Annotated in this window: 13 protein-coding genes; 4 read left to right on the top strand and 9 right to left on the bottom strand. The window is 73.7% G+C overall.

The window, feature by feature from the left end; translation table 11 throughout:
* The first annotated feature begins 78 nt into the window (after positions 1-78).
* Positions 79-1533: a protoporphyrinogen oxidase gene (gene hemG, locus AQI88_RS13605; RefSeq protein ID WP_079057551.1), complete on the top strand. Its 1455-nt coding sequence runs from the start codon at positions 79-81 to the stop codon at positions 1531-1533.
* Between the two features lie 5 nt (positions 1534-1538).
* Positions 1539-2270 (top strand): hydrogen peroxide-dependent heme synthase, encoded by a 732-nt coding sequence (hemQ, locus tag AQI88_RS13610; protein WP_066997334.1) that lies wholly within the window; start codon positions 1539-1541, stop codon positions 2268-2270.
* On the opposite strand, the gene AQI88_RS13615 is transcribed toward hemQ, so the two are convergent.
* The 5 genes from AQI88_RS13615 to AQI88_RS13635 form a co-directional block, all read right to left on the bottom strand.
* Complete coding sequence (locus AQI88_RS13615; RefSeq protein WP_066997337.1) at positions 2267-3901, bottom strand: alpha/beta hydrolase; 1635 nt, start codon at positions 3899-3901, stop codon at positions 2267-2269. The two genes, hemQ and AQI88_RS13615, sit on opposite strands and share 4 nt — an antisense overlap.
* Positions 3902-4049: 148 nt before the next feature.
* The gene (locus AQI88_RS13620) at positions 4050-4841 is read right to left on the bottom strand and encodes a TIGR04222 domain-containing membrane protein (RefSeq protein WP_066997340.1); all 792 of its coding nucleotides are present in this window, start codon (positions 4839-4841) and stop codon (positions 4050-4052) included.
* 97 nt (positions 4842-4938) lie between these two features.
* The gene (locus tag AQI88_RS13625; protein ID WP_066997343.1) at positions 4939-5706 is read right to left on the bottom strand and encodes a DUF4142 domain-containing protein; all 768 of its coding nucleotides are present in this window, start codon (positions 5704-5706) and stop codon (positions 4939-4941) included.
* Between the two features lie 190 nt (positions 5707-5896).
* Positions 5897-7198 carry an MbnB/TglH/ChrH family RiPP precursor modification enzyme gene (locus tag AQI88_RS13630; protein WP_066997346.1) on the bottom strand — a complete coding sequence of 434 codons (1302 nt, stop codon included), beginning with the start codon at positions 7196-7198 and terminating at the stop codon, positions 5897-5899.
* A 188-nt stretch (positions 7199-7386) separates the two neighbouring features.
* A complete protein-coding gene (locus AQI88_RS13635) occupies positions 7387-8103 on the bottom strand; it encodes an aminoacyl-tRNA hydrolase (protein WP_066997350.1) in 717 nt (238 codons plus the stop codon).
* 105 nt (positions 8104-8208) lie between these two features.
* Here AQI88_RS13635 and AQI88_RS13640 point away from each other — a divergent pair, with 105 nt between their 5' ends.
* Positions 8209-9093, top strand: a complete 885-nt coding sequence (locus AQI88_RS13640; protein WP_066997353.1) for an ABC transporter ATP-binding protein — start codon at positions 8209-8211, stop codon at positions 9091-9093.
* The gene (locus AQI88_RS13645) at positions 9090-9761 is read left to right on the top strand and encodes an ABC transporter (protein WP_066997356.1); all 672 of its coding nucleotides are present in this window, start codon (positions 9090-9092) and stop codon (positions 9759-9761) included. The genes AQI88_RS13640 and AQI88_RS13645 overlap by 4 nt, the downstream gene beginning before the upstream one ends.
* Here AQI88_RS13645 and AQI88_RS13650 read toward each other — a convergent pair.
* The 4 genes from AQI88_RS13650 to AQI88_RS13665 form a co-directional block, all read right to left on the bottom strand.
* Positions 9753-10631 (bottom strand): polysaccharide deacetylase family protein, encoded by an 879-nt coding sequence (locus tag AQI88_RS13650; protein WP_066997359.1) that lies wholly within the window; start codon positions 10629-10631, stop codon positions 9753-9755. The genes AQI88_RS13645 and AQI88_RS13650 overlap by 9 nt on opposite strands.
* Positions 10632-10720: 89 nt before the next feature.
* Positions 10721-11269 carry a YbhB/YbcL family Raf kinase inhibitor-like protein gene (locus tag AQI88_RS13655; RefSeq protein ID WP_244184125.1) on the bottom strand — a complete coding sequence of 183 codons (549 nt, stop codon included), beginning with the start codon at positions 11267-11269 and terminating at the stop codon, positions 10721-10723.
* A 10-nt stretch (positions 11270-11279) separates the two neighbouring features.
* Positions 11280-12080, bottom strand: a complete 801-nt coding sequence (locus tag AQI88_RS13660) for a slipin family protein (RefSeq protein WP_066997362.1) — start codon at positions 12078-12080, stop codon at positions 11280-11282.
* Positions 12081-12227: 147 nt separating this feature from the next.
* Positions 12228-13724 carry a SulP family inorganic anion transporter gene (locus AQI88_RS13665; RefSeq protein WP_066997365.1) on the bottom strand — a complete coding sequence of 499 codons (1497 nt, stop codon included), beginning with the start codon at positions 13722-13724 and terminating at the stop codon, positions 12228-12230.
* Positions 13725-13730 lie beyond the last annotated feature (6 nt).

The raw sequence follows: 13730 nt of genomic DNA on the forward strand, positions 1-13730 counted from the left end.
CGATGCGGTCACGGTCCGGACTCGTCCCGGACACCGGTCCGGGGCGGGAGTGTCAGCGGGGTCTGAGAGAGTGGGGCCATGAGCGCAACGGGTACGAGCACGGGGCATGTCGTCGTCATCGGAGCCGGTATCGCCGGGCTGGCCGCCGCCCACCGGCTGCTCGGGCGGGGGGCGCGTGTGACCGTCCTCGAGGCTTGCGACCGGGTCGGCGGCAAGCTGCTGCCCGGCGAGATCGCGGGTGTCAGGGTGGACCTGGGCGCCGAGTCGATGCTCGCCCGCCGCCCCGAGGCGGTGGCCCTCGCGCGCGAGGCCGGACTCGCCGAGCAGCTCCAGCCGCCGGCCACCGCGACCGCCTCGATCTGGACCCGCGGCGCCCTGCGCCCGATGCCCAAGGGCCATGTGATGGGCGTCCCCGGCACCGCCGCCGCCCTGGCCGGCGTCCTGTCCGACGAGGGCCTGGCCCGCATCGAGCGCGACGCCGTCCTGCCCCGCACGGAGGTCGGCGACGACGTGGCCGTCGGGGAGTACGTGGCGGCGCGGCTCGGCCGCGAGGTCGTCGACCGCCTGGTCGAGCCCCTGCTGGGCGGGGTGTACGCGGGCGATGCGTACCGCATCTCGATGCGCTCGGCCGTCCCGCAGCTCTTCCGGGCGGCCTGCACCCACGACTCCCTCACTGCGGCCGTCCGCGACATCCAGGCCACGGCAGCCGCCCACCAGCAGACCGGGCCCGTCTTCATGGGCATCGAGGGCGGTGTGGGCCGGCTGCCGCTCGCGGTCGCCGCGTCGGTGCGGGCGCGCGGCGGCGAGATCCTGACCGGGGTGCCGGTCACCGGGCTGCGCCGGGAGGCGTCCGGCGGCTGGCAGGTCGCCACGGGGGAGCGTGCGCTGCATGCCGACGCGGTGATCGTCGCCGTACCCGCCCCGGCCGCCGCCGCTCTGCTGCGCGCCGAGTCCCCGGCGGCCGCCGCCGAGCTGGGCGCCGTCGAGTACGCCTCCATGGCGCTGATCACCCTCGCCTACCGGCGTGCCGACCTCGCCCTTCCCGAGGGCAGCGGCTTCCTCGTGCCGCCGGTCGACGGGCACACCATCAAGGCCTCGACCTTCGCCTCCCAGAAATGGGGCTGGATCGCCGAGGAGGACCCGGACGTGGTCGTGCTGCGCACCTCCGTGGGACGCCATCGCGAGACGGAGATCCTCCGGCGCGAGGACGCCGACCTGGTCGAGGTGTCCCGGCACGACCTGCGCGAGGCCACCGGCCTGGAGGCCGTACCGCTCCGGACCCGGGTGACCCGCTGGACCGACGGCCTGCCCCAGTACCCGGTGGGCCACCACGCGCGCGTGGCCCGCATCCGCGAGCACGTCGCCAAGCTGCCCGGCCTCGCGGTGTGCGGCGCGCAGTACGACGGCGTCGGCATCCCTGCGTGCATCGCGAGCGCGTACGCGGCCGTGGACCAGCTGGGCGGCGATCTTGGCGGTGTCGAGGAGCTGACGGCCAACCCGGTGCAGAGTCTGCACGGCGGAGCGGGAGAATAGGGACCATGAGTGACGACGCCCCCACCACCGAGTCCGGCAGGATCCCGAACAAGGGCAAGCTGGCCAAGGACCTCAACGAGGTCATCCGCTACACCCTGTGGTCGGTCTTCAAGCTGAAGGACGTGCTGCCCGAGGACCGCGCGGGTTACGCCGACGAGGTCCAGGAGCTGTTCGACCAGCTCGCCGCCAAGGACGTGACGATCCGCGGCACCTACGACGTCTCCGGCCTGCGTGCCGACGCCGACCTCATGATCTGGTGGCACGCCGAGACCAGCGACCAGCTCCAGGAGGCGTACAACCTCTTCCGCCGCACCAAGCTGGGCCGCGCCCTGGAGCCGGTCTGGTCGAACATGGCGCTGCACCGCCCCGCCGAGTTCAACCGCTCGCACATCCCGGCGTTCCTCGCCGACGAGACGCCCCGCAACTACGTGAGCGTCTACCCGTTCGTGCGCTCCTACGACTGGTACCTGCTGCCCGACGAGGACCGCCGCCGGATGCTCGCCGACCACGGCAAGATGGCCCGCGGCTACCCGGACGTGCGCGCCAACACGGTCGCCTCGTTCTCGCTCGGCGACTACGAGTGGCTCCTCGCCTTCGAGGCCGACGAGCTGTACCGCATCGTCGACCTCATGCGCCACCTGCGCGCCTCGGAGGCCCGCATGCACGTCCGCGAAGAGGTTCCCTTCTACACGGGGCGCCGTAAGGACATCGCCGAGCTGGTCGCCGGGCTCGCCTAGGCGGTCTTGCCCTTGGGGGAGTCCCGCAGGGGCTGCTTGCCGGCACGGCCGGCCGGGGCCTCGGGCTTCGGCTCCGGGTGCGGTGCGCAGGACGCGCGCCGCCCCGGGAGGCGGCCCACCAGCAGGTAGGCGTCCAGGTGCCCGTTCACGCACGTGTTGGCGCCGCCCCCGATCCCGTGCGTGCCCGCGTCCCGCTCGGTCACCAGCGCCGAGCCGGACAGCCGCCGCTGCATCTCCAGCGCGCCCGCGTACGGGGTTGCCGCGTCCCGCTCGGCCGCCAGGATCAGCACCTGGGGCAGCTCACCGGGACCGGTCCGCACGTCCAGCGGCTGCTGCCGGGGCGCCGGCCAGTAGGCGCACGGCAGGTTCATCCACGCGTTGTCCCAGGTCTCGAACGGCGCCACGCGCGCCAGCCGCGTGTTGTCGCGGTCCCACACCTTCCAGTCCGTCGGCCAGGCCGCGTCGTTGCACTCGACGGCCGTGTAGACCGCGCCGCTGTTCTCCGCGTCGGCGGCCGTCTCCGGGCTCGGCGTGGCCAGCTTGAGCAGCGGCTTCGCGTCGCCCTTCAGATAGGCCGACAGCGCTTGTGCCCGGCTCGGCCAGAAGTCGTCGTAATACCCGGCGCTGAGGAACGCGCTCTGCAGCTGCCCCGGCCCGACCTTCGCGCCCGCGGCCTTCGTGGCCAGCCGGTCTCGCGCGGTGTCGTAGCTGCGCTGCACCTTCGCCGCCGTGTCGCCGAGCCGGTACACGTCGTCGTGCCGGGCGATCCACTCGCGGAAGTCCGCCCAGCGGTCCTCGAACGCGGCCGACTGGTCGAGGTTGTTGCGGTACCAGACCTTCTCCGGGGACGGGTCCACCGCCGAGTCCAGCACCATCCGCCGCACGTGGGAGGGGAACAGCGTCGCGTACACCGCGCCGAAGTAGGTGCCGTACGACGCTCCCATGAAGGTCAGCCGGTTCTCGCCCAGCGCCGCCCGCAGGACGTCCAGGTCGCGGGCGTTGTTGAGCGAGTTGTAGAACCGCAGCTTGCTCCCGGAGCGTTCGGCGCAGCCGTGCGCGTACGCCTTGGCCCGGGCGATGTGCTGCTGCTTGTACCGCTCCGAGGGGTGCGCCGGCGACTGGGTGGGCGCTTCGAAGAAGTGCTTGGGGTCCAAGCACGACAACGGTGCCGAGCGCTCCACCCCCCGTGGGGCGTAGCCGACCAGGTCGTAGGCGGCGGCGATCTGCTTCCACTCGGGCAGCGCGCCGACCAGTGGGAAGTTCATGCCGGACGCGCCCGGGCCGCCCGGGTTGTAGACGAGGGCGCCCTGCCGGGGCACCTTCCGCTTGCTGTTGCGCGGGTCCTTGTGAGTGGCCGGCACCCGGCTGACCGTCAGCTTGATCTGCTCGCCATGGGGGTGGGCGTAGTCCAGCGGGACGCTCACCGTGCCGCACCGCATGCTGCCCGCCGCGTCCTGCCCGGCGGAGCACTTGCCGAAGTCGATGCCGGCCGCGCGGGCGCGGGCGGCGGCCACCGCGGTCCCGCGCAGCTCGGCCGTGCCCGGCACATCGGGCGCGCCGCCCGCCGGGGCCGCGGCCAGGGAAGTCAGGAGCAAGGATCCGGCGGCCGAGTACAGGGCGGCAGCTCTCATCGCGTATCCCTTCGGTGCACGGCGGCGATGGCACGGCTGCCACGGCCCGGCTACAACACAAGGGATGTTTCGGCCGGTCGACGGTGAAGGCAAGCACCGCCCCGCCGGTGTCGCCGTCAATGCCCCTTATGCGCCCCCGGAGCCGGCTTCACTCCCGCCAGGGCTGGTCGCGGTGGGTGAAGGCGGCGCGCAGCTCCGGCTCGCCGATCGCGCGGATGCCGCGTACGGCGACGGAGGTGAGGAAGGACCGCTCGTCGCCGCCGTCCCCGGCCTGCCGACGGGTGCCGAGTGCCCCGAGCAGTCGCTGCCCGGCCGGGGAGGCCCAGCGCGAGTACGGATGCGCCTCGACCCGGGAGATGGCCAGGCAGCTCAGGGCGAGCGTGAGAGGGAGGGCGAACCACAGGGCGACGAGGAGACGCGACGTACCGGTCTGGGCGGGCATCAGCAGCGCGGTCAGGCCCAGCGCGAGCACGACCAGCGCGGCGGCCCGCACCTGGCGGATCCCGGCCGCCACCGTCGTGCGCGCACCGTCGGGCACCGCGAGCCCCGCGTGCACCAGCCCGTCGGCGAGCCGCCGTACGGCCTCGGCCCCGGCCGCGGCGGCCCGCACGGGAGCGATCCGGGACTGCCCCTCGGGCCCGATCGCCCCTATGACGGACTGCTCCATCTCGTCGCGGCCCCGCGGGTCCACCACCGTCGCCCACCCGGTGTGCGCGAGCAGCAGCCGACGCTGGCGGGCCATGGAGACCATGGTCACATCGGCGACCCGCGCCGGTCCGCCGGACAGGAACGCCGCCTCGTACAGCGTCAGATCGTGCCCGCGATGCGCCGTCGTGACCCCCGTGTCCCCGGCCGCCGCGCGTACGGCGGCCAGGCACAGCCGGGTGCAGGCCGTGCCCGCGAAGGCCCAGGCCAGGAGGAGGAGAAGGACCCAGAACATGAGGCGTTTCTATGTCACGGGCCCCGGGAATTGCCATGCCCTGTTCACTATCCGGACAGAGTGTTGCCGGTATGTGACGTTCCGTTTTTCCCGCAGGTCAGGGGCTGTTCGCCGGTGGCGGGCCGGAGGCGGCGGGCGGCAGGGAGTACGTCGCCGACGGCGAGGGCACGACCGGAACCGCGGAGGCGGGGTCGGCCGCCGGGGGCGTCGGAACGGGGGAGGAGGACGCCGCCAGGTCACGGGCCAGCGCGGAGAAGTCGACGTACCCCGTCGCCTCCAGGACCTTGATGTGGTCCAGTACGGTCGCGTTGGCGTCGTCGGCGAGGTCGCGGACGAGCGAGTTCTGGGTGCCGGCGCGGACCTGGGCGACGAGGGAGAACACCCGGCCGTGCGCGAGCCTGAGGATGCCCGCGAACCGGCGGTCGAACTCCTGGCCCTGAGCCGCGGTCAGGGTGGCGAGCCACTGCTTCTGCTGCTCGTTGGGCTCGTTGGGCAGGGGCACACCGAGCTGGGAGGCCGTGGTGCGGACGTGCGCGTCGAGGGAGGTGTGCCCGTCGACGAGGTGCTGCCCGGCGTCGCGTACGGCCTGTGTGGTGCCCTTGCGCTCCGCCAGCTGTCCGGCGGGCAGCTCCCACAGGCCCGCGAGGCGGACCTTGGTGATGAAGTCCCGGTCCTGCGCGGACAAAGGGCCGTACGGGGTCGTCACGGTCTGTGCGCTGAGCACGTTCGCGTCGGTCGCGTCCGGCCGGCCGGCGTACGACCAGATCGGAAAGAGCAGCGCTGCCGCTGTTGCCGCCAGGCCCGTGATGATGAGCCCGGTGCCGCTGAATATGCCTCGGCCCTTGATGGGGGGTCGCGGTCGCATGGTGCCTCCTGCTCCGCACTCCAGGATGCTGCGGGTGCGGGCTTGGCATATTACTGCGGGGTTCGGGGCGGCCCGGCACAGCGCCGCCGAGCTGCGGGCGGTCCTGCGGCTGCGGCTGCGTCGTGGCTGGTCGCGCCCACGCGGCGGAGCCGCATGTCGGCACGGCCCCGCGCCCCTTCGGGGCGTGCTCTCACCCTCGCCGCAGCAGCACCCTCGCCCGGGCCGTCAGGCCGTGGGGGCGTGGGGCCGGGCCCGCGCGGTCCAGCCACCACTCCCGTAGCTGCCGTCGTACCTTCGCGTCCTGCGGCCGCCCGGTCTTCAGCAACTGCCCCGCGAAGTCCAGCGCATCCTGGCGGTACCCCCCGCTCATCGGCCGTGCCCGCGCGTACTCGAGGAACGCCCCCCGGTACCCCTCCCCGAGCAGCACCGGCAGTTCGGGCGCCACCTTCGCCACCACATCCGCCCGCTTCGCCGCGAGCGCCCGCGCCTGCACCCCCAGCCGCGCCCGGTCGAACCCTTCCGGCACCGGCGTCCCGGCCACCAGCGAGGACAGCACCGCGGCCTGGGCGACACCGAGCCGCTGCCGGGCCCCGGGCGGGGCCAGGACGGCGTTGCCCCCTCCCGTGCCGGCGGTGACCGTCGCCGCAGGGCGGCCCGCGCAGGTCACCCGCCCCGCCGCCACGGCTCCCCGGATCGCCGCCAGCTCCCGCTCCAGCTCGGCCGGTTCGGGGAAGTTCTCGTCGCGCTCCAGCAGCACTCCGGGCGGCGTGGTGCGGGACGCGAGGCCGGTCAGGATGTCGAGCACCGGGCGCGGCACGGGGTGCGCGTGGCTGTCGTGCCAGACGCCGTCGCGCTCGAAGCCGCCCGCGACATGGACGTAGGCGAGGGCCTCCAGCGGCAGCAGGGCCAGCGCCTCGGCCGGGTCCTCTCCCCGGTTGACGTGGTTGGTGTGCAGGTTGGCCACGTCGATGAGCAGCCGTACGCCGGTCCGCTCGACCAGCTCGGCCAGGAACTGCCCCTCGGTCATCTCCTCGCCCGGCCAGGAGAACAGCGCCGCGATGTTCTCCAGCGCCAGCGGCACCGGCAGCGCCTCCTGGGCGATCCGCACGTTCTCGCACAGCACGTCGAGGGCGTCCCGAGTGCGCGGCACCGGCAGCAGGTGGCCGGCCTCCAGGTGCGGGGAGGCGGTGAGCGCGCCGCCCGCCCGTACGAACGCGATGTGCTCGGTGACCAGCGGCGCCCCGAGCGCCTCCGCCCGCTCGGCGAGCGCCGCGAGCCGGCCCTCGTCGGGGCGGTCCGCGCCGCCGAGGCCGAGGGAGACGCCGTGCGGGATCACGGTCACCCCGCGCTCGCGCAGCCGCAGCAGCGACTCCGGGAGGTGGCCGGGGCAGACGTTCTCCGCCACGACCTCCACCCAGTCGATGCCCGGCATGCGCTCCACGGCGTCCGCGATCTCCGGCCGCCAGCCGATTCCCGTGCCCAGTCGCCGCATGGCCCCACCCCCTGTTCGAATGACGGGGGTATGGCCCGGGCGGCCGGATCCGAATCCCCGCCGGCCCGGCTTCAGAGCAACATTTGAGGTTCCGCGTCCCACCGCAGCGCCGTCACCGCCGTACCGGCCGCTCCTGCGCGTCCTCGACCGAGGCGATGTCCACGGTGGTGCGCAGCACCCACTGCCCCCTAGCGCAGCGCGGGATGGTCGGCGACCACCGTGCAGGAGCCCGGTGCGATCTCCGTGAACCCCGCGTCCCGCACCAACGGCAGCCCGCTACCGGTCAGCTCGCGCCACCGGCCCGGACCGGCGGTGCGCACGGCCAACGGGAACCCGGCCTGCGCCCACGCGGTCCGCGCCTCGTCGGACAACGCCCACCAGGCCAGCTGGGCGCCGTGCCCCGCCTGGGCCATCGCCTTGCCGGCCGACATCTCCAGCTCCGGGTTCAGCCACAGCACCGGCTGCCCGCGGTCGGCCCCGACGGGCGGCTCCGGATCGTCCAGGTCCGTTCCCGACACCTGGAGCTTGGCCAGCTCCTTGGGCCAGCCGTCCAGCGGAACCGGCGGGAACACCCGTACCTCCGCAAACTTCCCGGTCACCGTGATCCCGGGCAGCGCCTCGGCCCGCCGCCACTCGGCACCCCGGGCCCGCCGCACGACCTTCCGGATCCGCGCGTCCTCCCAGTCCCGCACGGCCGCGGCCCACTCCCCGTCCCCGACGGCCCGCTCATCACCGAGCAGGAGCAGCACGGCCCGGGCAGCCGTCTCCAGCGCGTCGGTACGGGCAGGAGGAGCACTCCGCTCGATCCGGACGACGAGGGGCAACACGAACTGGGGCGCCTCGTCACGAGGATTCCGCTCAGCCTGGAAGGGGCTGTCACTCGGGGGCGCAGGAACATGGCTCACAACGGCCAACCCTACGGGGCGCCGGGAACTGAGCCACCGGCCACCGACGTCTCGCACACCGGACTCAAGATCACCCCCTACCGCGAGACCGGACAAAATCACCCCATGCAACGTGACCTGCGACTGACCGCCGTAGGCCGCCGCTACGGCATCCGCGGCCCCTGGGTACTGCGCGGCGTCGACTTAGCGGTGGCGCCCGGCACCCTCACCCGCATCGAAGGAGCCAACGGCACCGGGAAGTCCACCCTCCTGCGCCTCCTCGCCCGCCTCGACTCCCCGACCGAAGGCCGCATCACCGGCCGCCCGCACACGGCGTTCGTCCCGGAGCGGTTCCCGTCGGCGCTGCCCTTCACCGTCCTCGGCTATCTCACCCACCTCGGCACGGTGCACGGCCTGAGCCGCGGGACCGCGCAACGCGCCGCAGGCAGCTGGCTGGAGCGCTTCGGTGCCGCCGCCTACGCCGATACGCCGATGGCGCGGCTGTCCAAGGGCAGCAGCCAGAAGGTCGCGGTGGCCCAGGCCCTGCTCGCCGAACCGGAGCTGCTGGTGCTGGACGAGGCATGGACCGGGCTGGACGCGGCCGCGCGCGCCGAACTGGAGCGGGCGGTGGCCGAACGGACCGCCGCCGGGGGCGCCGTCGTCTTCGTGGACCACGACCCGCGCCGCCTGGCCGGGGTGCCCGACGCGACCTACACCGTCGTCGAGGGAGGCCTCAAACGCCGTACGGACAGCGTGAGTTCACCGGACGTCGGCACCGGGCCGGTCACCCTCGTCGTCGTGCAGGGCCCGCCGGGCCGGCAACTGCCGCCCGACGCGCTGCGGACCGTTGCCGCGGCGGCGGAGACCGTCCCCGGCACCCACCGCCTCACCGTCCCCGCCTCCCACTCGGACGTCCTGCTGCGCGTCCTGCTGACGGCCCGCCCGCCCTGGCACGTGGTGAGCGTCGGAGCGGACGGCACCACCCCACCCGACCCCGGAAGCCGCCCATGACCGCTCTCCTGCGCTACCAGGCCGACCTGCTGCTGCGCTCCCAGCGCTGGCTGCCGCCGGTGATCCTCTACGCCGCCTTCCTCGCCATCGGCGTACAGAGCGGCCAGCCGGTGCTCGACTCGCTCGGCTACGCGGCCGCCGGTCTGCTGCCGGTGGCCGCCTGGCTGGTGCGGATCTGCGTCACGAACGAGCCGGACGCCGCCCGTGCCTGCGTCGCCGCGGCGCGCGGCCCCGCCCGCGCCCACCTGGCCTGCCTGCTGACCGCGCTGCTCGCCTCGGCGCTGCTCGGGGTCGTGACGACCCTGGTCGTGACGCTGGTCAGCGACCCGGTGAGCAACGGCCACCGGGTCCACGTCCCGCCGCTCAGGGCCGGTGCGGCCGGACTCCTGGCCGCCCTCGTCTGCGCCCTGCTGGGCAGTGCCGTCGGCGCGCTCACCAACCGGCCGCTGCTGCGCTCCCCCGGCCGCGCGGTGCCGGCGATGCTGCTGGCCGCGCTGCTGTCGGCGGTGCTCGCGGGGTCTCCGGCCCAGGCCGCGGTGGGCGGCCTGGTGACCGGTTCGCAGTCCGGCCGGGTCCCGGTGCCGCTGCTGCCGCTGGCCGGGGCGGCCCTCGTCACCGCCGGGGCGTTCGCGGCGGCCTGCGCGCTCACCTCCCGCCGGTCACCCTGAGCGGGCGGTGCGCGGTGCCTCCTGCCGGCCCCCGCTCGGCCGGCCGTTCGTCTCGCCGATCAGCTCGGAGACCTTCACGAACCGGTAGCCCTGCTTGCGCAGTTCGGGCACGACCGTGCGGACGACCTGTTCGGTCGTCGGGGCGGCGCTGCGGGTGCAGTGCATGACGACCACCGAGCCGGGCTTCACACCGTCCAGCACCTGCTGGGCGACCGCGTCGGCGTCGGTGGCGAACGCGTCACCGCTCACCACGTCCCACTGCACCGCGGTGACCCCGATCCCGCTGAGCGCGCGCAGCGCCTGGCGGTCGTAACAGCCGCCGGGGAAGCGGAAGTACGGCAGTGCGTGGGGCACGCCCGCCTTGCGGAGGGCGGCGTACGCCCGCTCGACGTCCGTCTTCATCCGGTCCTCGGCGACGGTCGGCAGGCCGTAGCAGTCGTCGGTGAACGCGTAGTGGCTGTAGGAGTGGTTGGCGACCTCGAACTGCGGATCGTGGCCGAGTGAGCGGGCCTGGGCGGGGTATTGCTCGGCCCACCGGCCGGTCATGAAGATGGTCGCCGGGACCTTCAGCGTGCGCAACGTGCCGATGAGGTCCGGGTTGTCGAAGTGCTCGCCGGCGGCGGCGCGGGGCCCCTGGTCGGCGGTCATGTCGGCGTCGAAGGTCAGCGCGACGGTCTTGCCGAGCGTGCGCGGACCGTGCTCGAACACCGGGGTCAGGCGGCCCGGGCCCGGGGCGAGCACGGGTGGACGCGTGGCGGACGGGGAGGCGGAGCCAGCGGGCTTGGCGCCGGGGGTGCCCGCGGTACCGCAGGCGGCGAGGGCCGCGCCCAGGGCGCAGGCGGCGGTGACACTGCGTGCTACTGAGATCACAATATGAAAATAGTACTTATTGATCTGCTCTGCGGTGCTATGCACCCAAGCGTGGAGGTGCCGTCACCCGCGCGGTGGGCGGCGGGCGGCTACCGCCCGTACCAGCCGGTCAGGGTGCCCGTCGCCAGGGTGTGGCCGGACAGGGCCTGCAGCAGGTCGTCAGGGGTGGCGGTGGCGGCGAGGTCCGGGCGGCGGTCGGTGGCGTAGACCGTGAGGACGTAGGGGTGCGGGCGGTCGCCGCGGGGCGGGCAGGGGCCGCCGTAGCCCGTCCTGCCGAAGCCGTTGCGGCCCTCGGCCGCCCCCGTCGGGTGTTCGCCTGCGGTGAGGTGCGCGGTGTGCGGGTCGATGTCCCACGCCAGCCAGTGGGTGAAGGTGCCACGCGGGGCGTCGGGGTCCTGGAGCAGGAGGGCCAGGGAGGCGGTGTGCGCGGGTACGCCGGCGAGGGCGAGCGGGGGTGAGACGTTCTCGCCCTCGCAGGTGTAGCGCCGCGGGATCGTGCCGGCGTCGGCGTACGCGGGGCTCGTCACCGTGAGCCGGTGGGAGGCGGTGGGGGAGGGGGCCGAGGTCGAGCCGCCCCCGTCCCCGCACCCCGATACGGCGGCCATCGCGGCCACGGCGATCACCCAACCCTTGCGCATGCCCGGCACGCTAGCCGGAACGCTGCCTTCCGTCGCCGATCGGCGCGGGCTGCTGCTGGCCCTTTTCCAGGAAGTGCAGCAGCTCCACCGGGATGGGCAGGACCAGCGTGGAGTTCTTCTCGGCCGCCACCGCCATCACCGTCTGCAGCAGTCGCAGTTGGAGTGCGGCCGGTTGGTCGGACATCTGCGCGGCGGCCTCGGCGAGCTTCTTGGAGGCCTGCAGCTCGGCGTCGGCGTTGATGATCCGGGCCCGGCGTTCCCGGTCGGCCTCGGCCTGGCGGGCCATGGACCGCTTCATGGCGTCCGGCAGGGACACGTCCTTGATCTCCACCCGGTCGACCTGGATGCCCCAGCCGACCGCCGGGCTGTCGATCATCAGCTCCAGGCCCTCGTTGAGCTTCTCCCGGTTGGAGAGGAGATCGTCCAGCTCGCTCTTGCCGATGATCGAGCGCAGCGAGGTCTGTGCCATCTGTGAGACCGCGAACTTGTAGTCCTCGACCTTCACCAGCGCGCTGATCGAGTCGACCACCCGGAAGTAGACGACGGCGTCCACCCGCACGGTGACGTTGTCGCGGGTGATGCCCTCCTGGGCCGGGATCGGCATGGTCACGATCTGCATGTTGACCTTGTGCAGCCGGTCCACGAACGGGATCACCAGCGTCAGACCCGGCTCGCGTACTTCACCTGCGACCCGCCCGAGCCGGAACAGCACACCGCGCTCGTACTGCTTGACCACCCGTGCTGCCATCGCGAGATACACGAGGCCGACGGAGCCCAGCGCGGCGGCGGCGCCCAGCAGCTCCTGGAGCATGATGACCTCCTCACCGAGAGGCCTACGTTCTGTCCGCTGCTGTAACGATATGCCCGGCCCGGGGCGGAAGCCATGGGCCGGGCAGCGGGGTCCGGGCAGGGGTGCCGAGGGGCGTCGGCGCCCCGGCCCGGCGGTGGCCGCCCGGTGTCAGGCGGCCGTGGCTCTGGCGGGCTCGTCCGGCTTCGTGACCTGGACCGGCTCGGTACCGGCCGCGCTGTGCCGCTCGGCCCAGTTCTCCAGGGCCGTACGGCAGGCGTGGTCCAGGTGGTGCAGGCCGGACAGGTTCAGGCGGACCGGGCGGTCCTGGGGCAGCGACTCCAGGCTGTCGAGGATCTTCGGCAGCCGCAGGAAGGTCGCGTTGCCCGACAGGTACGCCTCGATCGGGCCCGCGCCCTTGTCGACGACCTCCATCCGGACGTGCGAGGCCTCCCAGGCCGTCTTGACGATGGCCAGGGCGAGTCCGATGAGCACGCCCTCGAACATGCTGACCGCCACGATCGACACGGCGGTGACGCCCAGGATCAGCGCCTCGCCGCGGTGCTCGCGCCACAGCACGGCCAGCGCCCCGACCGGCACGAGCTTGGCGCCGGAGTAGACCAGGATGCCCGCGAGCGCCGGGATCGGGATGTAGGCGAGCACACCCGGCAACAGGGCGGCGAACAGCAGCAGCCAGACGCCGTGCAGCACGCGGGAGGCCTTGGTGCGGGCGCCGGCCTGCACATTGGCCGCGCTGCGCACGATCACCGCGGTCATCGGCAGCGCGCCGAGCAGCCCGCAGAGCGCGTTGCCCGCGCCCTGGGCGACCAGTTCCTTGTCGTACCCGGTGCGCGGCCCGTCGTGCAGCCGGTCCACGGCCGCCGCGCTGAACAGCGACTCGGCGGACGCGATCAGCGTGAACGCGACGACCGTGCCGATCACCCCGACACCCGCGAGGTCGGCGAAGGCACTCAGCGGCGGCGGCTGGATGGCGCCCAGCAGCCCCTTCACCTCGACGGTCGCCACCGGCAGGCTCAGCACCAGCGTGGCCAGCGTGGCGAGGCCGACCGCGGCGAGCGGCCCCGGCAGCGTACGCAGCTTCGCCGGGGCGTGCTTCCACAGCGCCAGGACCGCGATGGTGCCCGCGCACAGGGCCAGCGAGGCGAGCGCCTTCCCGTCGCCGAGGGCGTCCAGGAACGCGCCCGGCAGCCCGGCCATCTTGCCGAGGCCCGAGTCGGGGGCCTTCGCCGCCAGGGCCGGGTAGAGCTGACCGGCGATCAGTACGAGACCGATACCGGCCAGCATGCCCTCGACGACCGAGACCGAGATGGCCCGGAAGTACCGGCCCAGCTTCAGCACGCCCATGAGGATCTGGAGCAGGCCGGTGACGAGCACGACGGCGCCGAGCACCGGCAGTCCGAACTCCTTGACCGCCTCGAAGACGAGCACGGTCAGCCCGGCGGCCGGCCCCGACACCTGGAGGCTGCTGCCGCGCATCAGCCCGGTGACGAGGCCGCCCACGATGCCGGTGACGAGCCCGAGCTCGGCCGGCACCCCGGAGGCCACGGCCACGCCCACGCACAGCGGAAGCGCGACCAGGAAGACCACGAGGGAGGCGGCGAAGTCCTGCCTGAGGTGGGGGAAACGGGATATGAGACTGTTGTTCATCGGCGC

Source organism: Streptomyces cellostaticus, assembly GCF_001513965.1.
In the GTDB taxonomy this organism is placed as follows: Bacteria; Actinomycetota; Actinomycetes; order Streptomycetales; family Streptomycetaceae; genus Streptomyces; species Streptomyces cellostaticus.